Consider the following 20,351-nt stretch of genomic DNA (forward strand, 5'->3'; position numbering starts at 1 on the left):
ATGCTGTCAAGGGGAAATGTGAGTGAGCTTCAGAGGCAGGCAAAATATGTGCAGAAAGGCGATGCGTCACGTAAATATGCCAGTGTAGCCTTTGACGAGGTTTTAAAGCACTGTCAGCAGTATATAAGCAAGACTGCCTCCAACTTTTACAGGAGGCTGGATGACGCTGCCAAGAAAAGAGAAATGACCGAAAGATATATCATTGATTATGTTGAGACGCAGAAGCCCGAGGTGGAGGGATATGATGATTTAATTTCCCTAAAGGGCGCACTGATTGACGAAATAACTCAATACGGGCCCATAACAGAGGTTATGGAGGACCCTGAGATTGATGAAATAAGGGCTAACGGCCCCCGGCAGATTTTTATAGAAAGATATGGCAGGACGGAAATGCTGGACAAGCAGTTTAATGACAGGGAGCATATGGAGAGGATAATATCAAAGCTCATAGGGGTTTCAAAGATGAGGCTTACCCCCAGAATGCCCATGGTAAATGCGCGCACCATTGAGGGTTACAGGGTAAACGCCACCCATGGCGATATTTCTCCCTACGACAGCCCCGCGTTTGTAATAAGGAAATTTAAAAAATCGGCCATGTCTCCTTTGAAAATGATTGAGGACAAATCCTTTTCCACAAATATGTTCAGAATGCTGTCAATGATGCCTAAGGCGGATCTGTCATGGATAACGGTAGGGCCCACGGGCAGCGGCAAGACCACGTTGAATGAGGTTCTGATACGCCAGATAGACCCGCTCTGCCGTATTATAACCATAGAGAACCCCGCTGAAATGAGGCTTTTAAGGCATAAGGACGATGATGCCGGCGGCAGGGTTATAAACGATGTGCTTCAATACGAGTCGGTGTCGGAGGATGACGACAGCAGCCCTGCCACCATGGAGAATTTGCTTATAAACGCTATGAGGCAATCCCCACACTGGATAGGGCCTGGAGAGCTGCGGGCTCCGGGAGAATTTGCCACTGCCTTAAGGGCCGCCCAGACGGGACATTATTTTTTTACAACGCTTCATGCCGAAGGTGACAAGGAGGCTATTTTCAGGTTTCTCACCGCATACCTTATGGTGTCGGACGAGCCTGCCGAGCTGGCCTTGAGAAACATATGCAGCGCGGTTAAGTTTGTTGTCTTTCAGGAAAAGCTTGCCGACGGGACGAGAAAGGTTACCTCTATTTCCGAAGTGATGGGCTCCGAAGGGTTGTCACCGATAGTGAATCAGATTTACAGGTATGAGTGCATGGACGTTGAGGAGGATGAAGGGACGGGAAAGGTACTGAGAATAATAGGGAGGCATAAGAGAGTGGGAGTAATTTCAGACGAAATCTGCCAGAGGATGCTGAAATCAGGCATAAGGAAAAGCCGGTTTGAATTTTTAACCGTGCCTCCAAGCCCTGATGAAGAGGAGGTTTACGATACCAGTGGGATTAACATTAATGTTTAGTATATTTGCAGGCGCAGCAGTGCTTTGCGTTATAAACCTTGTAATGGATCTTCGCCTGCTGGCGGATTTCAGAATGGGAGCGGAGAAGCTTTTTGATATATTCATCGACAGTGTGGGCAGGCATAACATAAAGAGGTTTGTGTACAGGCTGAAAAAGGAAAAGATCGAAAAGAGGAAAGAGACTGTTATAGCCGGATATAACAATATAATTGAAGGAATTATATACGATTTCAACCTGCCCCTTACCCTTGAAGGAGCCAATTCGCTTCTGTGCATTCTGCTTGCGGCACTGGTGCTCATTATAGTGGTTTTTCTGAAAAATGTGTCCCTCTCGGTGCTGGCATCGGTATCCATACTTGTGGGGATGATTACCTTTGTAACCATGCAGTCACGCCTTGCAAAGGCGGCCAAGCTTGAAAGCATAATGGACGCGGAGGATCTCATATGCCCTCTTGCCAGAGACGGTGTGCTTGTGGCAATAAAAAAGGTACTTGAGTCGGAAGGATACCTGAACAAAAATATCAGGCCCTACTTTATGCAGTTTGTGGACAACTGCGAAAATCACGGATACTCCTTTAAGCGTGCCATGGAAATACTTAATAAGCAGCTTGGGCCAAAGTTCGACAATTTTACAAAAAAAGCGGTAATTTTTGAATATAACGAAAGAAAGGGCATGGCGGACATCTTTCTGGATATTGTAGATGAAAATGCCGTTTTGAGAGAGGTGAACGTAAGAAAAAACAGGATATTTAAAAAAATGAACAGGGATTTCCTGATTAAAACCGCTATGATAGCCGCTTTTGCGGGTTATTCCATGACCTCGGGAGAGCTTAAGGCTTTTATGATGGGCAGCGCAGAGGGCAGGCTTATAAACACCATAGCTATTGTGGCTATTTGCTTAAGCTTTGCAAGGTGCCAGTCTCTTCAAAGCGATATAGGCAGCGGGGGAGGTGTGAAATAATGGTGCTTGTTGCTAAGCTTGTCTCCTTTGCCGCCATTATATATCTCACTTACGTGTTCGTATACTCTTTCTTCAAGCCCATAAGCCGTAAGCGTAAAAAGAGAACGCGGGTTTTCATTAAAAATGCAAGGGACAGAAGGAAGCAGGAAAGGCTTTTATACTATAAGGATGTTTTTATAAGGGGAGCTTCGGGAAGGCTGCTGCTAAGTGAAGCCAAAAAGGAAGAGCTGGAGAGGATAATAAAAAGGCTTGATTTAAAGACAACGCCGGAGGAAATAAGGCTTAAGCAAATTCTGTATGTCGCGGGGGCTGCAGCGGTGTCGTACCTGCTGCTGAAGCTTAACCCGGTATTGGGCTTTATATCAATGATGTTTATAGTAATAGGGTGGATTTATCCGGTGGATGAGCTTGAGAAAAAGGTGGAATTGAAAAACAAAAACATACTTTTAGACTTTCCGTCGTTTTACGGAATGCTTTATTACCAGTATTCCAAATCGGTAAATATTTATCTTGCCGATGTAATAAGGGATTTTTTGCCCAATGCCAATGCCGATATGGCGGAGGAGCTGGGGAATATGCTTGACAACATTGAGTTTGGGGAGGAATACGCGTTAAAGCAGCTCAAAAAGAGGGTGCCTGTGAGACATATTATAAAATTCTGCGATATTATGGAAACGCGTCTTAAGGGCTACGACAACATTTCTCAGATGGCCTACCTTAAAAACGAGCTTGACGAGCTGAGGGTAACGGCGCTGGAGGATGAGCTGCGGCTGCGTCAGGCAAAAAATTTCAGGACGCAGTTTGTTCTGATAATAATACTTGCGGCTTATATAGTTATTTATTACTACTTCCAGTCAATTGAGGCAATAAGGCTGTTTTCATAAAATATAATAAAATTAGGGGGAGTTTAAGCTATGGACAGAAAGGAATTTATATCGAGGATTAAGAGCAGCAGGGGGGATATAGGCATAAAGCAGATAGCGGTTACCGTTGCCGTTATAGTGGTAATAGGTGCCGCGGTGACAATCATAACGGGAAACGGGGGGTTGCTGTCGAAATGGATTAACCAGATATGGGACATGTTTATAGATTATATAAAGAATACCGTAGGTGGGACAGGTGGGAGCTGATTATGGCGGGGTTTGCAAAGGCGATACTTATATCTGTCCTCGTTGCCGTAGTGTTTTTTTTGTTTATGAATATGATATTTTTCTTCCCGTGGTATATGTCTCTTGTTTATGAGACGTTCAACCTTTCGCAGGTAGCGGCAGCCGACAACTATTTAAAGAATATGAATGTTAATGCCGCAATGGATCGCTTGAAAAGCAAGCCTATATTTTCAGACGCTTCTGTAATAAACTTAATAGAAATAGAGGCGAAGAATTCATACGGCTCTACAGCCATAGGCGAGGACAATGCCGACGAGGCATATGTGGCGTCAGGGATGGACGACAGCAGCAAGCCGTACAGACAAAGGGGAGAGAAAATAACGGTAAGGATAAAGGCGGCTTACCCTTTCAGGGTAAAGCTGGCAAATGCCGATGTGGAGCTGGTGCTGCCTGTAAGCTTCCAGCTTTCCACAACGGGGCTTAAATATTATAAGGATCTGCCGTATTATAAGGATATACTCTAGGAGGCACTATGAGGACATATGCCTATGTAATATTGATTGTATTGCTTTCGATAATAATTTTGCAGCCGTTCTTTGAAATGCTTAATGTATTCACAGAGAAGGCAAGAGTGGATTCGGCGGTGCTGAACGCCGGGAGGCTGGCAGCGGCAAGGAGTGTGGAGGATTATAACAGGGCGGAGCTTAATCCGGAGATAGATGCGGACAGCTTTATAGATATATTCAGTGAGGCGTTTGCCTCGGCGATGGACATGAAGGTGGTAAGTGTATCTTCCGACAGGGCATATTTTTCACCTGCCGACGGAGCCGATGAGAGGTTTAACGGCTTTGAGGCAAGGCTTGCAATAGATGAGGAGTACGGCAAGGTAAGCCTCTGCCGTATAAACGTGTCGGGAAGGTACAGGTATAAGACGCAGATATTAAGGTATGCGCAGCAGCAGCTTCCAGGGCTTACGGCATTTGATCTTAATGCCGCGCAGGTGTTTGAGGTTAGAGTGGTTAACTGATCTAAATAGGATGCAATAAAGATTTTACAAACATAGAGGATATAATTGCTTGCAGAAATTTTTAACTACAACGTAAGACTCTAAGAGTCTTCAAGACGCCTTGCGGGGAAATGTCTCTAGGGTCTGTCATCAGGCGCTTTTCTTAGATGTATTCCTTAAGGGTCAAAAAAATTTCTTACATCAAATTATATCCTCCATGTAAAATCTTTATTGCTAAATATATAATAAAGAAAAAATCATATGGAGGTAAGCTATGAGAAAAATGGCGGGGGTTCTGGCGGCTGTTATGGTGTGGGCGGCTCTTTGCGGAGGGGCGGTATGCGGTGCGGCGGTAAAATTCAGCGACGTGCCGGATAAGGCATGGTATGCGGATTATGTGTACAAGCTCAGCGCAAAGGGAATCATAGGGGGCTACCAGAGCGGCAGGTTCGGGCCGGAGGATGATGTGAAGGTTGCACAGTTCATAACCATGGTGGTGCGTTCTTTAGGCTATGACAACCTGAAATATTACTCGGGGTATGTGGACAAGGCCAAGAACTTAAGGCTGGTGGACGAGGGGGAATTTCCGACAAAGGCGAGTCTTGAAAGGGCGATAACCAGAGAGGAGTCGGCAAGGATAATAGTGAGGGCGTTGAAAAACGAAAAGTATAATGTAAGCCTGAGCGTATTTGAGGGCATGATAGGCGACTACATGAGCATAGACAGCTCCATGAGGAGCTATGTGCTGAAGGTGTATTATCTGGGCATAATGGGAGGATATAAGAGCGGAAACTTCGGGCCGAAGGATAAGTCCACCAGGGCCCAGGCCTGCAAAATGATTATGTGTATGCTTGAGCCGGAGCTGAGGGAAGGGCCGGTAGCAAAAGATGGAGAGACAGTCAAGATAAAGGGCTATGACGTGCCGATAAAGTCTGATATCGTTATCAGTACGGGTTCAGAATATAATGTAGATATTTTTTTGAGTATAGACCTTTCTAGGTCTGACGATTCTCAATATGAACCTCTTGAAAAGGTATTGGCAAGCAAATTTGGTACCGAAGCTATAAATCCTATTATTGATTATATTAAGACCAAAAAAGATCGCTTTACTAAGTTGCAAAATGCATTTTATATAGATGGGCAAAAAATATTAGTTGGTTCAAATGGATATATTGTTGATCTAGTAATATACCAGAGATGAGTCAGGAAAGGATTGAACAATGAAAAATAAGATATCTATCTTACTCATATTTGTGCTTATTATACTTCAACTTAAATTTTTAAATCTGAGTGTCTTTGCAGCTTTTAGTATTGAAGATGCTATACTGCGTGCAAATAGCGACATAAGACTTATGTATGGAATGAGTTACGACTACTATGTTAAGGGAGAGGGTGCAAATGCAGGACATATTGTAAACAATAATGGAGAGAGACTTAATACAAATCTACTCATTGGGAATTGGGACAGAGACGGATTTGCATACAGACCATCAAACAGTGAATATTTTAAAGAGCTTTCCCAGTATAATATAGAATTTAATAATGAGGATAGGTATTTTAACGTTTTTGTTTTTGGAAGCAAACCTTCAGATGCACACTATCTTGGACAAGATATGGAGGGTAATCTTTTCTCAAACGTCTATCACCCCGTGGATATATGGAATAATAACAAAGCAGTGGAAGAATACTCATGGGTATACCAGCCATGGTTAGTTTATACATCATCAAATTCACAACAGGCCATATGTACACAAAGCGATTTTGATCTGTTAAGAATACAGAATATCATAAACCGGCAAACCGACGCAGCCCGCAAGCAGGAGCTTGAGGAGTATTATGAGGATTTAGGGAAGCTGGTGCAGGACTATTTCCCCCTCTCCTTCGAGGGCATGAATGCCAAATTCGACGGAAGCTATAAAACCACAAACTGGCTTGAATATATTCATATAATGCAGCCTCCCACCTACTATACATGGGGGATGGGGAGGATGTGGAACAGCGGGGGGCAGTATTACAAAACAATTCTGATACCCCCTTTTAAATTTCTGGATCAGCCTGACTATTCAGCCACCATATTAAGAACGGGCACGGAGGACGGAGCGGATGAAAACGGGGAATATGAGGCTGTTGTAGAATTCAGAGTGAATAATTGCCCTCAGTCGGGGGAGGTACGTCCCCCTGTAACTATTGAGCTTGAGGGAGGGCATATAACGCAAGGAGCTGTGCCGGGCTACTGTATTCTCACTCCCGAAATTGTGGAAGGGTGGGTGCAACACAGAAACGGCACGTTTACAGTCAGCGACAAAACCCCTGTCATGGACGGGATAGACTGGATGAACAGATTGCTTACAACGGAAGGAGGACGGGGCAAGGAGTACAGGGCGGGAGAGCATGTGCCTTTTGTAAAGGAGCTGGATGGCGGCGTAAGCGCGTATTGCAGGATAGGGAGCGATAAAAAGACGGTAAAAAGTTATATAAGGTTTAAGTGGAAGCCCAATGAAAGCGCAGAGCAGGTCAAAATGAAGGTATCTATAAATATGGGGCCGAACAATTTGACGGAGGGTGCGTCTTCCGGAAACAACTACGACGAGGCTGTTATGGGAATATCAAAAAGGCTTTCGGCCTCGGGAGAATACGTGCTGGATTATGACGTAGTTTCCAGAGATTTTATATACGGCGTGAATAACGGTCAGCCACTGAACGCGAGGCTGGAGCTTCCGCACAACTCTTCCGGCTGGTATGACTGGTCGGCGAGCTGGGCGGAGGGGAGCCAAACCTCGGGTCAATTGGACAAGCTGCTGTCAGACCCCTCCTCTATAGCCGGAAGTATGGATTATGGAGTCGAATATGACCCAATAAGCACCTCTGAAACGAGTGTCAGCAAGCTACCGTCAATAAGCTGGACTACTAAGAAAAGCCATTTCGGGTTTGAGCCATCAACAGGCAGGTTTAAAAGTAATGGCAGCTTTTCCTACGGAAGCGGGTATGCAGCCAATGGCAACAACCCTTTGGCGCGGTTTAAGCTGGATAGCTTTGGGGAAATATTCAGAACGGCACGCTACAGTGCATACAGGAGCTACCATTCACACAGCAGCAGCTGCTATAATTCCGAAGGCGTGCGCGTTTGCGGCAGGAGCTCAGGGCCGTACAACCATGTGTCGGGGACTGTTACCCAGACCGCCAGGTTCCCTTATTGCAGCGACACGGTAGAAATACAGTCAATGACCTACAACGGCAAAGGTATGCCTTTAATTAATCTTAAGAAGGATGAAAGGACGGAGGGCACCGGGGCGGGAGCCGGCGCAAAAAGAAAAATAGTGTGGGAGGGAGACAGGTGGGGAATACCCGTGGTACGGTATATGAGAAGCATAGACCGTCAAGGCAATACCTCAAGCCTTTCAGTGGTGCCCGGAAACCACGGAGGGCAAAGGATATTCCAGCACCTTGACAGCGCGGAGGTGTCTTATAGTGTGGATACATCCTTTGCGGGGCATTTTCAGGCCGACAGGGACAACGCATACAATAACGAGGGCAACTACAAGGGATATGGCTTTAAATACGCGCCCTTTGCCACCGACAGGCAGCTCCAGAGGTATGCATATCCCATAAAATCAGGGTACTTTTATGTGCCCTATGCAGTGTACCGTGTGAGCATCAAAACTGAAATATACAAAAGGGAGGGGCAGCAAACGGAGCATAACAGCATAGTTAACAGCGTAAAGAGCTCGTTTGTGCTGGATATCGGACTGCCTACAATGAAGCGCAACGGGGATGCGGTGATTGATACGGACGGAAGGAAATACGGCAGCTATCCTGTGCAAATCGGGCAGCAGTACAGCAAATCGGAGCGCAAGCTTGAGTACGGCAGGGGGCCTGAAAATAATGCCGGTATGTACCTTACGGGAAGTGAAGAACAGCTTCTGGGAAATACCGATCCGCTGTTTAAACGGATTCTGGAGGGCTGGACATATTCGGGCACGCAAGGCTCATGGGGAGGGACGGACAGCGCGGCTTCGTATAAATACAGGGAGTATGTGAGTGAGGCGGATATATACAAGATAGAGGAGCAAACGACACTTACATTTACGGTAAACCCTGAAAAGCTTAAGTTTTATATAATACCTAAGACTGCCGATGGGGTGTACGGTATATCTGTGAGCTTCGGTGAGTTTACAAACACCAGGACAAGGGGGCCTGACGGGAGCGCGGCACAGCCTGTCAAATTAAACGGAGCGGGGCAGACCGATGTCGTGGCCTTTACCGTGGTGGGCAGCATGTATGACGATTAATTGTGGGTGTATTTAATTTAAGTGACGAAAATGCAAATTTTAACTCCCCTTCTATCTTCCCCTCACATTGAGGGGAAGAAAAAAGAAGGGCACTGGAGAAGAAAATGAGAAGAACAACGCAGGCGCATGTAAAGCAGCTAGCGAAAGAAATGAGAAGACATCCTACAAGTGGAGAACAGGAGTTGTGGGATAAAATCCGAAATAAACAGTTGGGAGGGTACCGGTTTTTAAGGCAATATGCCATAAGTAGGTATATAGCTGATTTTTATTGCAGCAAAGCCAAAACAGCAGTAGAAGTGGATGGAAGTATTCATGAACAGGACGAACGTAAGGAATATGACTCAATAAGGGAAGAAGTAATAAAAGCACATGGAATAAGGATTATACGATTCACCAATGAAGAGATTATTGAGGATATAAATAATGTATTGAAAAGGTTGCTGGAGTTTTTAGAAAGCGAAAGTAGTAGAGATTAGTATTAAACATATTGAGATGTAGAGGCAGGATATACCATATATTGCTGCTTTAAGAGCAAAATTTGAAAGTGCTTTATGGAGAAATGTTGAAGACATAATTGCTACTTAGAAGACCAGTAAAACCTACATTGACCTTCTTTTCCTTCCCCTCGAAGTGAGGGGAAGATAGATAGGGAGCTTATTAAAAATCTGGATTTGGAATAAAACGCCATAATATATTGGCTCTTTTTAACCATTTTTTTGGATAATTATGCTGTTATGTGAAAAAAGTGCTTCAATTGTAATGCCTATGGCGATTTTCCGAAATACTGTGTCAGATATAATTTATGCACCCATTAATTATTATGCCTCTATATGAAGCAAGATAAATATGGTAGAATAATAGGTGCCAATATAAAAGCTATAGAAGGAAGTGGTTGAATGCCAGACATTACAATAGTTAATACCGATAAGGCACCTAAGGCTATAGGCCCGTATTCTCAGGCAGTGAATGTGGGAGGGAGGATTTTTACATCGGGACAGATTGGAATTATTCCCGAAACAGGAGAAATGGTTCAAGGTGGAGTGGAGGCCGAGGCAAAACAGGCCCTTGATAACTTAAAGGCCGTTCTTGAGGCGGCAGGAAGCGGAATGAAGTATGTAACCAAAACTACGGTATTTATAAAAGACATGGGAGATTTTAATACTGTAAACAATATCTACTCACAATATTTTGAAGCTCCTTATCCCGCACGATCCTGCATAGAGATATCCCGTATGCCTAAGGATGCCCTCATAGAAATTGAAGCTATAGCCTTTGTCCCGTAAGAAGCCTAAGGCTCTTTGGAACAAATTCCAAGCTTTACCGCTGCACAAAACGACATGCATCCTTGAAGGGAACAATGCATGTCGTTTTGTGTGGGGCTTAACTATTTTCCCCACCTCAGAGTTGCGGCAATATGGTTTTCACCGGCTCCCGAGGAGGCAATGAACAGTATGCTTCCATCCTTCAGCATTCCTTTCATTTCGGCTTCAAATAAATTTACGGGTATGCATGCCGACGCCATGTTTCCATACTTGACGAAGGTTTCATAGGAGTTTTCAGGGTTTATCCCCACGCAGTCCCTCCATGCTCCATGTGCCCAGTGGCATGGCTGGTGAGACAGGAACAGGTCTATATCGGAGGCTTTGAGCCTTGACTTTTCCAGCGTTTTTTCCAGAAGGAGCTTCATGTGGTTTACGGATTCTTTTCCTACCTCTCTTATTATGGGGTCAAATGTTAAAAGAGGCTTTTCCATGGAGGGCATAAAGTGCTTGCGGTTATAGCCCTCAGGCTGCCTCATTTGCAGTGTGAAGCCCTTATGGTACTGGCCGTGAGAGTTGCAAAATGACGCTATATATCCCTTTCCCTCGCTGACCTGCCCCATTACCACAGCACCCGCCCCATCTCCCAGATAGCAGCACTGGTAGTCGCTGTAATCTGCCAGTTGAGAGCAAAAGGCAGAGGTTATTATAAGTATTTTTTTAAATTCTCCTGCCGCGATCAGGTTTGAAGCTGTAACTACCATAGTAACAAAGCTTGAGCAGCAGGTATCTACGGACCAGGCACCGGAATTTTTCAGCCCAAGCTTGTGCTGTACAAGGCAAGCATTAGTGGGGAGAATTTCATCCTGTATCATAGACTGAACTATAACGAGGTCAATTTCTTCAGGCGAAACGCCTGCTACTTCAAGAGCTCTTTTTCCGGCTTCGGCTTCGGCTTCGGAAGGAAGCATATCTATAGGGAAAACTCTTCTTTCATTTATGCCTTCAAAAGGGTTTTTTCCTTCTTTCAGCTTTGAAAAACAGATGTTTGTCCAGAAATCATTTTTTCTAACCTCTTGCGGGATTACTGCTGCAACCCCAAGGATTCCTGAGGGAACTAACGTTTTTGACATAAAATACCTCCCATTACACATTTATTTTGCTATATCATGTCAAATTATAATAAAAAACCTATAATATGTCAAACAGCTAGTAGACATGTTTTTATATATAATAGAATTTTTTATATCATAAATATACATGGGTGTCGCTAAGGAGGTATCTAAGGAACATAAAAAAACCGGCACAGCTTTTTTGGCTGTGCCGGTTTTTACCCGCAAATCTATTTTACAACCTCAATATACCCGTTGCTGGTTTCGGCGTTTATGAAAATCTTTTCCGCATATGAGCCGTATCCGCTGCTTTCAGCCTCTACAAAGCTTCCTCCCACTCCCTGCTTATTGATATTGTGGTAGGTCATTTCGGGTATAAGAAGATTGATGCCCCCATTGGTTGTTTGTGCCTTTATTTTATAGCCCCTGCTGTCCATGTCGTTCATATTGACCTTTATGCCTGCATTTGTGGTTTTAAGAGACATTGCGAGCTCAGGGCAGCTTTCATGGTTTTGTACATTTTCCACACTTATTTTTCCATTTGTTGTCACAGCCTTTACATCCTGCCCCTTTATATGCTTTATGTCTATTACCGCATTATTTGTGTTTATGCTTATGTCACGGCCTATGATGTAATTTACCTGCACCTTGGCATTTTTCGTGCTTGCGGAAATGCGATCGCTATTTACCCCCATGAGCTCTATGTGGCTGTTTTTAGTTACGCTCTCAAATACCCTTGACAGAGAATCCTCCGCATATATCCTTCCATTTGAAGTCTCCAGCCTGATTTTATCGAATTTAAGCGCAGGAAGGAATATTTCATGAGAAATGCTTATATTGCCCGACCTGCTGGGCCTTAATGAAATACTACCGCCCGAATCCTTGAAGTCCAAAATATCATCTGTGCTGTTGACGGGGCTTTTTATTTTTGATTTTATTACTATTTTACTGTCGGTATGCTTTTTTACCGTGATATAGCCGTTTATTCCCTCAATATTTAACTCCATGCCTTCGGCGGCAACCACTTCAAAGTCTTTTTCCACAGTGGGAAAGCTCCCGAAGAAATTAAACAGGTTTGTGTCAACAAAGCTGCCCACAAAATCCACCATTTTGTCTACAAAGCCAAAGGTAGTGGAGGCTAAGTTTTTCCCCAGCTTTTCAGCCTTTGTGCTGAACTCGTCAACCATATTGTCAAAATCCTTTTGGCTGTAGTTGTTTTTAAAATCCTTTTTCCAGTCATGAATCTTATCCCTTAGCTTTGCAGCCTCCTCATGAAACGACGGCTGCTTTTGCTGCTGCTTGAAGCTGCTTTCTCCCGCAGTTTGCCTGCCGCCACCCTCGAGTGCCGATATAAGCTTTGCAGCCTCTTCGCTGGTTATTTTTCCTTCCTCAAGCATCTTAAGTATGAGCAATTTTTCTTCACTTAAAGACATATTATATTCACATCCTCCCAATATCAATAATCCTAGCCGTTAATCAGGCCCAAAGCCTCTTCTACGGAAATTTCGCCGCTGTTAAGCCTGTCAAGAACTTCCTTTCTCTTAATGCTTGCCGAAGACTCCGCGTCAGCCCTGTAGCCTAATGCTGCTGCTGCGTCCTCAAGCTTGTTTTTTACTGTGGGGTATGAAATTCCCAGTTCCTTTTCGACTTCCTTTATATTTCCTCTGCATTTTATAAAAACATCTATAAAAGCTTTCTGCTCATCTGTAAGCCTGCAAAATTTGCATAAATTAAAATGACCTTCTATATTTGTACCGCACTCATCGCAGCTTATTCTGGTAACCTCCGTATTGCTGCCACATACCGGGCACTTCCCTAATACCTCCTTAGACATTTCACTCACCTCTTTTTGATTGATAAAATAAATAAGCCCACTAAAAAAACCTTAATAATATTATGCTCTATATTAATATTATTAAAGTTTTTTACAAATGTCAATAATTATTATTAACATTATCAATTAAATTATTAATTTTTTTAATGATGCATTTAAAAATATTGCGGAATATATACAAAAGAGCAGCGAGCACAAGCTCGCTGCTTCCCGTTAAATCTCTCTTCTTCCCTCCAACGCTTTTGCCAGAGTAACCTCGTCGGCGTACTCAAGATCGCCTCCCACAGGTATTCCGTGAGCTATTCTTGTGGTTTTTATCCCCAGAGGCTTTAAAAGCCTTGATATATACATTGCCGTGGCCTCACCCTCAATATTGGGGTTGGTGGCCAGAATGACTTCTTTTATGCTGCCGTCCTTAACCCTCGACAGCAGCTCTTTTATTTTAATATCCTCAGGGCCTATGCCCTCCATTGGAGATATGGCACCGTGCAGAACATGATATACGCCCTTAAACTCTCTTGTGCGTTCCATTGCAACCACGTCTCTGGGATCCTCAACTATGCATATTACAGAGGGCTCTCTGGAGGCACCTGTGCATATGCTGCACGGATCGGTGTCTGTCAGGTTGCTGCATATTGAGCAATATCTTGTTTTAAGCTTTGCTTCCATAATGGCATTTGCAAGCTTTTCCGCCTTTTGATCGGTAAGGTTTAAAACATGGAAAGCCAGCCTTTGTGCCGTTTTATGTCCCACGCCCGGAAGCTTTTCAAATTCTTCTATAAGGCGTGCGACTGGTGCTGCGTAGAAACTCATTTATTTATCTCCATTTGATTGCTTGACATTATTTTAAGTTAAAACAATCCCGGCATTCCGCCTATACCGCCTGTAATTTTACCCATTTCGCTGTTTACCATTTCGTCTGCCTTGCGTAAGGCCTCGTTAACGGCAGCCATAATGAGATCCTGAAGCATTTCAACGTCATCGGGATCTACAACCTCAGCCTTTATAGTTATTTCCTGTATTTCCTTTTTACCTGAAGCGATGACGGTTATGGCTCCACCGCCTGCGCTTGCCTCCACTGTTTTTAACTCAAGCTGCTCCTGCAGCTTTGCCATATCCTTTTGCATTTTCTGGGCCTGCTTCATAAGATTGCCCATGTTTCCCCCGCCAAATCCCGAAAATCCGCCTTTTGCCATATCCTTTTCCTCCTGCCTGTGTCTTATGGTAGATTCACCCTAAGGCGCATCATTATTTATAATTATAATTAAAGATTACAATATATACAATAAATTTTTATTTGTCTTTGTTTCTATATATTTAGCAATAAAGATTTTACATGGAGGATATAATTTGATGAAAGAAATTTTTTTGACCCGTAAGGAATACATCTAAGAAAAGCGCCTGATGACAGACCCGTGAGACATTTCCCCGCAAGGCGTCTTTTCGTTGTAGTTAAAAATTTCTGTAAGCAATTATATCCTCTATGTTTGTAAAATCTTTATTGCATCCTATATATCTCCGTATTTGCTCGTAAGAGAGAGTCTTGCCACAAGAAGCTTTAAATGGTGGATGAATTTTTTATGTCCTTTCAGGGTTTTAAAGCCCACTCTGAATTTATCGCTTTCTTTAAGGCAGTAGATTATTTCACACTTTATTTCATAGGGCATCTGATCCAGCATCATAGTAAATACAAGTATGGAGCCTACCTTTATTTCACTGTCGCACACTCCACCTAAGCCTGCCATGGATACATCGAACAGTGTAAGGGTAATAGGCTTTTCCGGCGGCGCAAGCTCTGTGCCCGGAGGCTCTGCGATAAGCTCGCATCTTATATTTTGTATATATCTGACTCTTACATACCTTCTTCTTTCGTCAAGTATCTCCTTGTCAAGCTTTTTATTAAAGGAATGATCGTTGCCCCATACATATTCGTCCTCAGGCTCCTCTAGGGTTCCGTCCCCGATGTCCTCGGGCTCAGGCCTGCGCAGCTTTTCATCCTTCAGGAGCCCTTCCTTATCACCCGGCTTTTCATTATCCTTCCCAATGATAATTTTATTATTATACATAGCGACTCTCCACAACTTATATTTGATTACTCGTCTATTACATTCAGAGGAACATTAGCCTTTGAAGCAAGCTCTCTGGCTGTAGCCATAAGCTCATCCTCAGGGGGCGCATCCTGTTCTTGCCCGGTATTGGTTTGTACGTCGCCCTCGCTCAGGCATTTAATTTTTACCTCTCGGCCAAGCTTTTTGGAAGCAGCGGCTTCTATGATCTCAAGGTTTTCAGCTTTTGCCGCCACCATTTTGCAAAAGCCCTTGTCTGCCCCGAAAACAATTCCTATAAACCTGTTATCAAGCACCAATGCTTTTGTACCTATAAGGTTTGAGTAAAGTACCATTCTTCCGGAGGATTTAAGCTCGTTTATCACAGCCTCCCACTCGGCGATATGCTTGAGAAGCGGCTTTTCGGCAGGCTTAGCTTCCGCATGGGAGGCTGCTTGCCCGGAAGGCACCTTCTTTGAGTCCTTCGGGGAGGAGCTTTTAAATTCTGTATCGGGCTTTAGCTGGGGAGAAGGGACAGAAGCCGCTCCGGCTGCTCTTTTTTCAAGCTCTGCAAGCCTCTCAAGAACACTGTCATCACCTTTATTTAATGCGGGATCACACAGCTTCATGAGTGAAACCTCAAGGAGTATTCTCGGGCTGGATACCCACTTTAAGCTTGACTCCACAGCCGACAGCTCTTTTATCGCCATCATTATTTTTTCCTTGCTCAATTCCTTTTGCTGTAAAAGCATTCTTTTAATCGAGTCCTCCGAGGCATCGACAATATCTCTGGGATTAGATGCCATCTTGCATATCAGAACATTCCTGTAGTAATACACAAGTCCCGAAACAAACTGGGATATGTCCTTGCCTTCCATAATAAGTATATCGACAAGCTCAAGGATTTTGCTTATATCCCTTTGAATCACAGCGTCAAGCATATCCGCTGTAAACATATCATTTGATATCCCCGCAACGGACAGCACATCCTCATAGGATATTGTGCTATTTCCCAAGCCTATGCATTGATCAAGCAGGCTTATGGCATCTCTCAGCGCACCGTCGGCAGTTTTTGCAATAAGTCTTGCGGCATCCTTATGCAGTTCAACATCGCTTTCCCGGGAAATTTTCATAATGCGTTCTACTATGCTGTCTATTGAAATCCTTTTAAAGTCAAATCTCTGGCAGCGGGATAAAATTGTTGCGGGAAGCTTGTGAGGGTCAGTGGTCGCAAGTATGAATACTACATGCGGAGGCGGCTCCTCAAGAGTTTTAAGCAGCGCATTAAAAGCCCCCGTTGAAAGCATATGGACTTCATCTATTATATATACCTTGTATTTGGCCTGAGAAGGGGCATAGATTACTTCATCCCTTATGCTGCGCACGTTATCTACGCTGTTGTTTGAGGCAGCATCTATTTCTATAACGTCCAGTATGTTTTCAGACAATATGCCCTTGCAGATCTCGCATTGGTTGCAAGGGTCCCCGTCATGTGGGGACAAGCAGTTTATTGCTCTCGAGAATATCTTCGCCATGGTAGTCTTTCCTGTGCCCCTTGTGCCGCAGAAAAGATAGGCATGGGCTATACGCCCTTTGCTTACGCTGTGTTTCAAGGTTTTTACTACATGCTCCTGCTCAACTACATCCTCAAATACGGCAGGCCTCCATTTTCTATATAAAGCAATGTATGACATAAAGCCTCCTGCAAATTAAACAATACTCCCGATACTATTAAACTGATTAACAGCTATAATGATATCATATAATGAAAAATCCTTCAAAATAAAAAGATCTGCTTTCGGCAGACCGATCCACAAATCGGGTCGGCGAAGGCAGACCTTACACAAAGCATTAAAATAATAGCCGTGCACCTATTTTCGACTTAAATCTTACAAGCGTAACCCTTGTAGTTAACTCTAACCAGGCAATGCTTACGGCACATGAAAATGTCTGCTTACCGCTGCTTTCTTCCGAACCTGACGGGGTTCACAGGTTTTCATTGCGTAAGACCCGGTTTTCATTGCCACTTGCAGGGGGCAGACCCTACAGGAAAAAGCCTATAATAGGAATTCAACCCTGCTACAGCGGATTGCAGGAATAGGGCACCGCTACCTCCCCATCTAGCACGGCTAAACTTTTGACAATAAATAAACAGCGCTGACTGTTAATAATCCCGCATAGGCGTGAATTTTTCAATACTATAGCAGGCCAGTCCATAAGCTGCCTTTCTATTATACATAAAAGATGTGCTTATATCAAGACGTTTTGGAAATTAATAATATGGTATTTTAAGGCAAAAAAATAAAGCACCCGGTATAATATGTATAAATAATTGCTTTGCCATATTGAGTGCTTTTTAAATAACAACAAACAAAACCAGATAATATATTAAAAGGAGGAACAAAATTGAAAAATAATATTGCCAACTGTGGCAAATTTATTATATCATAATTTGTTCAGAAGCAATGTTAAATTTACATGACAATTTTACAAATTGTTAATAAGGCAAAGCTTAAAAGTTATTGTAACTTCTATATAAAATTTGGTACAATGAATAGAAATATTTTTTAAAGAATTTGATATAAGGAAGTGTATGAGAATTGAAGGTACGAAAAGCAATAATTCCGGCAGCGGGGCTTGGAACGAGGTTTCTCCCTGCCACGAAGGCACAGCCCAAGGAGATGCTGCCAATAGTTGACAAACCCACAATTCAGTACATAGTAGAGGAGGCAATAGAGTCAGGAATCAAGGATATAATGATAGTTACCGGAAGAGGCAAAAGAGCTATTGAGGATCATTTTGATAAGGCATATGAGCTTGAGCAGGAGCTGATGAAAAAGGGAGATATGGATCTTCTGAATGTTGTACAGGACATATCAAATCTGGTAAATATTCATTATATAAGGCAAAAGGAGCCTAGAGGACTTGGACATGCAATACATTGCGCTAAAACCTTTATAGGTGACGAACCCTTTGCGGTGCTGCTGGGGGATGACATTGTGGACTCACAGGTTCCTTGCTTAAAACAGCTTTTGGATGTGTTTGACAGATATCAGACTACTATAGTTGGGGTGCAGCATGTAGACTGGGAGGATGTATCAAAATATGGAATTATATCCTGCCGGCAGGTTGAGGACAGGGTATACCGCATAACAGACATGATAGAAAAGCCTGATGCAGAAAATGCCCCTTCAAATGTTGCCATTTTGGGAAGGTATGTTATAACACCGGGAATATTCCGGCATTTGGAGAACGCCTCTCCGGGAAAGGGCGGGGAAATACAGCTTACCGATGCCCTGAAGCACCTTATGGATGAAGAGAATATAAATGCGTATGACTTTATCGGAAACAGGTATGATGTGGGAAACAGGCTGGGGTTTGTGAAAGCCACTGTGGAATTCGGTCTTAAGCGCAAGGATTTGAAGGACGAGCTCACAGAATACCTTAAGGGAATAGTTAAGGAGCTATAGAGATTGTATAAAAGCATTAAAAATTTCAATAATACCTGCGGAGGGTTTGCGGGTATTATTTTTATTATGTGCCGGTCTGTGTGCAGTTTATGGTATAATTCTATTTATGCGGCGGCATTCTAATTGCGGTCCGCTTCAATTATGATTAAAGCAGGTGTATTATGCAAAATAGAATTTTACTTGTTGAAGATGATATATCTATAAGCGAAATGCTTAAGGACTACCTTCAAAAAGAAGGCTTCATTGTTAAGGCTGCCTTTGACGGGGAAGAGGGGGTATCGGAATTTTTTAAAGCAAGCTTTGAGCTGGTAATTCTGGATATAATGATGCCGAAGCTTAACGGTATTGAGGCTATGAGAATTATCAGAGAAAGGAGCTCCATACCTATTGTGCTTGTATCGGCAAAGGGTACTGACGTGGATAAGGCCATAGGGCTGGGTCTGGGAGCCGATGATTATATTTCCAAGCCTTTTTCAATGATTGAGTTTTCCGCCAGGATTAAGGCTGCAATAAGGCGTTCCATAAGATATTCGCATGATAATAAAAATGAAAAGCCAAAGCTTTTAAATATTCATGATATTATTATTGATCCGGATAATTTTTCGGTTACAAAAAACGGGGAAAGCATTAAGCTTACATCAAAAGAGTTTGATATTCTTAAGCTGTTTGCCACAAACCCCGGCAGGGTTTTTACAAAGGCGCAGATCTATACCTCCGTTTGGGAGGATGATTATTTCGGAGATGAGAATGTTATTAATGTACATATGAGAAGGCTGAGGGAAAAAATTGAGCATGACCCTTCTAACCCGCAGTACATAAAGACCTTGTGGGGCATAGGCTACAAATTGGGAGAAGCTTAATATGAATGTTTTTTTGGTAATTGTTGTTGCTGTTCTTGCAGGAATGGTTTTTGTCCAGTGTATGGCTCAAAAAAGGCGAAGCTCCGATTTGAGATATGTTAGTGAAAAGCTGGGCAGCATTATGGCAAATGATACCGGTGAGAGGCTTATGGCTTTTACGGGCGATAAGGAGCTCATGCGTTTACTGAACGAAATAAATAAGGTGCTTGAATACAGGCTTAAAATATCTCAGGAGCATAGAAAGACAGAAGCTTCCATGAAAAAAATGCTTTCTAATATTTCACACGATTTAAAAACACCTCTTACGGTAGTATTGGGATACATCGAAACAATCAGGCTGGACAAAAATATAAGCAATGAGGATAGAAGCATTCTTTTGGACAGGGTTGAAAACAAGGCGCACGAAATACTTGAGCTAATGAACAAGTTTTTTGATCTGGCAAAGCTGGAGTCGGGCGACAGGGAAATTCCTCTGACAAGAGTCAATATGAGCGAGATTTGCCAGAGGAACATACTGGGGTTTTACGACATTCTAACCTCCAGAGGGATTGAAGTATGCATTGATATTCCGGAGTATGGAATCTATGTATGGGGGGATGAGGAAGCGCTGGACAGGATTTTAAGCAATCTGATTTCCAACGCAATAAAATATGGAAGCGAAGGGAAGGTTATAGGGCTGTCGCTCAGGGCTGATGATGGTTTTGTCTACACCGATGTCTGGGATAGGGGAAAGGGGATCGACGAATTAAGCAAGGACAGGGTTTTTGAGAGGATGTATACGCTTGAAGACTCAAGAAATAAACGGAATCAGGGCAGCGGGCTTGGACTTACCATAACCAAAAGGCTTGTGGAAAAGCTAAACGGTGAAATATCACTGTGCAGTATGCCGTATGATAAGACGGTATTTACCTTCAGACTAAAAAGAGCGGTTTACCACCCATCTTAAGAAAT

20 protein-coding genes and 1 other RNA gene are annotated in these 20,351 nt (G+C 43.3%); 13 read left to right on the forward strand and 8 right to left on the reverse strand.

Going from position 1 to position 20,351, the window contains the following annotated elements; all coding sequences use genetic code 11:
- The 10 genes from DFR58_RS05455 to DFR58_RS05500 all read left to right on the forward strand — a co-directional run bounded on the left by DFR58_RS05455 (window position 1) and on the right by DFR58_RS05500 (window position 10,103).
- Complete coding sequence (locus DFR58_RS05455; RefSeq protein ID WP_114296807.1) at window positions 1–1,455, forward strand: ATPase, T2SS/T4P/T4SS family; 1,455 nt, start codon at window positions 1–3, stop codon at window positions 1,453–1,455.
- Window positions 1,433–2,416 carry a hypothetical protein gene (locus DFR58_RS05460; RefSeq protein ID WP_114296808.1) on the forward strand — a complete coding sequence of 328 codons (984 nt, stop codon included), beginning with the start codon at window positions 1,433–1,435 and terminating at the stop codon, window positions 2,414–2,416. Before DFR58_RS05455 ends, DFR58_RS05460 begins: the two co-directional genes overlap by 23 nt.
- Entirely contained in the window at window positions 2,416–3,300 is an 885-nt protein-coding gene (locus DFR58_RS05465) for a hypothetical protein (protein ID WP_114296809.1), read from the forward strand. Before DFR58_RS05460 ends, DFR58_RS05465 begins: the two co-directional genes overlap by 1 nt.
- 30 nt (window positions 3,301–3,330) lie before the next feature.
- Window positions 3,331–3,546 carry a hypothetical protein gene (locus DFR58_RS05470; protein WP_114296810.1) on the forward strand — a complete coding sequence of 72 codons (216 nt, stop codon included), beginning with the start codon at window positions 3,331–3,333 and terminating at the stop codon, window positions 3,544–3,546.
- Window positions 3,547–3,548: 2 nt separating this feature from the next.
- Complete coding sequence (locus tag DFR58_RS05475; protein ID WP_114296811.1) at window positions 3,549–4,049, forward strand: hypothetical protein; 501 nt, start codon at window positions 3,549–3,551, stop codon at window positions 4,047–4,049.
- Window positions 4,050–4,057: 8 nt separating this feature from the next.
- On the forward strand, window positions 4,058–4,552 hold the full coding sequence (locus DFR58_RS05480; RefSeq protein ID WP_114296812.1) for a hypothetical protein: 495 nt from the start codon (window positions 4,058–4,060) through the stop codon (window positions 4,550–4,552).
- 253 nt (window positions 4,553–4,805) lie between these two features.
- Window positions 4,806–5,732, forward strand: a complete 927-nt coding sequence (locus DFR58_RS05485; protein ID WP_114296813.1) for an S-layer homology domain-containing protein — start codon at window positions 4,806–4,808, stop codon at window positions 5,730–5,732.
- 19 nt (window positions 5,733–5,751) lie between these two features.
- Window positions 5,752–8,820: an Athe_2463 domain-containing protein gene (locus DFR58_RS05490; protein WP_114296814.1), complete on the forward strand. Its 3,069-nt coding sequence runs from the start codon at window positions 5,752–5,754 to the stop codon at window positions 8,818–8,820.
- A gap of 104 nt (window positions 8,821–8,924) precedes the next feature.
- Window positions 8,925–9,296, forward strand: coding sequence for an endonuclease domain-containing protein (locus tag DFR58_RS05495; RefSeq protein ID WP_114296815.1), 372 nt, complete (start codon window positions 8,925–8,927; stop codon window positions 9,294–9,296).
- Window positions 9,297–9,716: 420 nt separating this feature from the next.
- On the forward strand, window positions 9,717–10,103 hold the full coding sequence (locus DFR58_RS05500) for a RidA family protein (RefSeq protein WP_114296816.1): 387 nt from the start codon (window positions 9,717–9,719) through the stop codon (window positions 10,101–10,103).
- 101 nt (window positions 10,104–10,204) lie between these two features.
- Here DFR58_RS05500 and DFR58_RS05505 read toward each other — a convergent pair whose 3' ends face one another.
- The 8 genes from DFR58_RS05505 to ffs form a co-directional block, all read right to left on the reverse strand.
- The gene (locus tag DFR58_RS05505) at window positions 10,205–11,212 is read right to left on the reverse strand and encodes a 3-oxoacyl-ACP synthase III family protein (protein WP_170138047.1); all 1,008 of its coding nucleotides are present in this window, start codon (window positions 11,210–11,212) and stop codon (window positions 10,205–10,207) included.
- A 209-nt stretch (window positions 11,213–11,421) separates the two neighbouring features.
- Entirely contained in the window at window positions 11,422–12,624 is a 1,203-nt protein-coding gene (locus DFR58_RS05510) for an SHOCT-like domain-containing protein (protein ID WP_114296818.1), read from the reverse strand.
- Between the two features lie 32 nt (window positions 12,625–12,656).
- Window positions 12,657–13,025 carry a DUF2089 domain-containing protein gene (locus tag DFR58_RS05515; protein WP_114296819.1) on the reverse strand — a complete coding sequence of 123 codons (369 nt, stop codon included), beginning with the start codon at window positions 13,023–13,025 and terminating at the stop codon, window positions 12,657–12,659.
- A gap of 213 nt (window positions 13,026–13,238) precedes the next feature.
- Window positions 13,239–13,838 (reverse strand): recombination mediator RecR, encoded by a 600-nt coding sequence (gene recR / locus DFR58_RS05520; protein WP_114296820.1) that lies wholly within the window; start codon window positions 13,836–13,838, stop codon window positions 13,239–13,241.
- Window positions 13,839–13,876: 38 nt separating this feature from the next.
- Window positions 13,877–14,221 carry a YbaB/EbfC family nucleoid-associated protein gene (locus tag DFR58_RS05525; protein ID WP_114296821.1) on the reverse strand — a complete coding sequence of 115 codons (345 nt, stop codon included), beginning with the start codon at window positions 14,219–14,221 and terminating at the stop codon, window positions 13,877–13,879.
- Window positions 14,222–14,533: 312 nt separating this feature from the next.
- Window positions 14,534–15,091 carry a PilZ domain-containing protein gene (locus DFR58_RS05530; RefSeq protein WP_114296822.1) on the reverse strand — a complete coding sequence of 186 codons (558 nt, stop codon included), beginning with the start codon at window positions 15,089–15,091 and terminating at the stop codon, window positions 14,534–14,536.
- 26 nt (window positions 15,092–15,117) lie between these two features.
- Window positions 15,118–16,764, reverse strand: coding sequence for a DNA polymerase III subunit gamma/tau (gene dnaX / locus DFR58_RS05535; RefSeq protein ID WP_114296823.1), 1,647 nt, complete (start codon window positions 16,762–16,764; stop codon window positions 15,118–15,120).
- 169 nt (window positions 16,765–16,933) lie between these two features.
- Window positions 16,934–17,199: signal recognition particle sRNA large type (gene ffs / locus DFR58_RS05540), an RNA gene on the reverse strand.
- Window positions 17,200–17,670: 471 nt separating this feature from the next.
- Between ffs and galU the strand changes: the two genes are divergently transcribed.
- From galU to DFR58_RS05555, 3 genes are all read left to right on the forward strand, one after another.
- Complete coding sequence (galU, locus tag DFR58_RS05545; RefSeq protein ID WP_114296824.1) at window positions 17,671–18,540, forward strand: UTP--glucose-1-phosphate uridylyltransferase GalU; 870 nt, start codon at window positions 17,671–17,673, stop codon at window positions 18,538–18,540.
- 161 nt (window positions 18,541–18,701) lie between these two features.
- Window positions 18,702–19,400: a response regulator transcription factor gene (locus tag DFR58_RS05550; protein WP_114296825.1), complete on the forward strand. Its 699-nt coding sequence runs from the start codon at window positions 18,702–18,704 to the stop codon at window positions 19,398–19,400.
- A gap of 1 nt (window position 19,401) precedes the next feature.
- Window positions 19,402–20,346, forward strand: a complete 945-nt coding sequence (locus tag DFR58_RS05555; RefSeq protein WP_114296826.1) for a sensor histidine kinase — start codon at window positions 19,402–19,404, stop codon at window positions 20,344–20,346.
- The last annotated feature ends 5 nt before the right edge of the window (window positions 20,347–20,351 follow it).

The organism is Anaerobacterium chartisolvens (assembly GCF_003337415.1).
Lineage (GTDB): Bacteria > Bacillota > Clostridia > Acetivibrionales > DSM-27016 > Anaerobacterium > Anaerobacterium chartisolvens.

Coding starts and splice junctions, on each gene's coding strand:
- DFR58_RS05455 (WP_114296807.1), top strand. CDS start 1: ATGCTGTCAAGGGGAAATGTGAGTGAGCTTCAGAGGCAGGCAAAATAT.
- DFR58_RS05465 (WP_114296809.1), top strand. CDS start 2,416: ATGGTGCTTGTTGCTAAGCTTGTCTCCTTTGCCGCCATTATATATCTC.
- DFR58_RS05470 (WP_114296810.1), top strand. CDS start 3,331: ATGGACAGAAAGGAATTTATATCGAGGATTAAGAGCAGCAGGGGGGAT.
- DFR58_RS05475 (WP_114296811.1), top strand. CDS start 3,549: ATGGCGGGGTTTGCAAAGGCGATACTTATATCTGTCCTCGTTGCCGTA.
- DFR58_RS05480 (WP_114296812.1), top strand. CDS start 4,058: ATGAGGACATATGCCTATGTAATATTGATTGTATTGCTTTCGATAATA.
- DFR58_RS05485 (WP_114296813.1), top strand. CDS start 4,806: ATGAGAAAAATGGCGGGGGTTCTGGCGGCTGTTATGGTGTGGGCGGCT.
- DFR58_RS05490 (WP_114296814.1), top strand. CDS start 5,752: ATGAAAAATAAGATATCTATCTTACTCATATTTGTGCTTATTATACTT.
- DFR58_RS05495 (WP_114296815.1), top strand. CDS start 8,925: ATGAGAAGAACAACGCAGGCGCATGTAAAGCAGCTAGCGAAAGAAATG.
- DFR58_RS05500 (WP_114296816.1), top strand. CDS start 9,717: ATGCCAGACATTACAATAGTTAATACCGATAAGGCACCTAAGGCTATA.
- DFR58_RS05505 (WP_170138047.1), bottom strand. CDS start 11,212: ATGTCAAAAACGTTAGTTCCCTCAGGAATCCTTGGGGTTGCAGCAGTA.
- DFR58_RS05510 (WP_114296818.1), bottom strand. CDS start 12,624: ATGTCTTTAAGTGAAGAAAAATTGCTCATACTTAAGATGCTTGAGGAA.
- DFR58_RS05515 (WP_114296819.1), bottom strand. CDS start 13,025: ATGTCTAAGGAGGTATTAGGGAAGTGCCCGGTATGTGGCAGCAATACG.
- recR (WP_114296820.1), bottom strand. CDS start 13,838: ATGAGTTTCTACGCAGCACCAGTCGCACGCCTTATAGAAGAATTTGAA.
- DFR58_RS05525 (WP_114296821.1), bottom strand. CDS start 14,221: ATGGCAAAAGGCGGATTTTCGGGATTTGGCGGGGGAAACATGGGCAAT.
- DFR58_RS05530 (WP_114296822.1), bottom strand. CDS start 15,091: ATGTATAATAATAAAATTATCATTGGGAAGGATAATGAAAAGCCGGGT.
- dnaX (WP_114296823.1), bottom strand. CDS start 16,764: ATGTCATACATTGCTTTATATAGAAAATGGAGGCCTGCCGTATTTGAG.
- DFR58_RS05550 (WP_114296825.1), top strand. CDS start 18,702: ATGCAAAATAGAATTTTACTTGTTGAAGATGATATATCTATAAGCGAA.
- DFR58_RS05555 (WP_114296826.1), top strand. CDS start 19,402: ATGAATGTTTTTTTGGTAATTGTTGTTGCTGTTCTTGCAGGAATGGTT.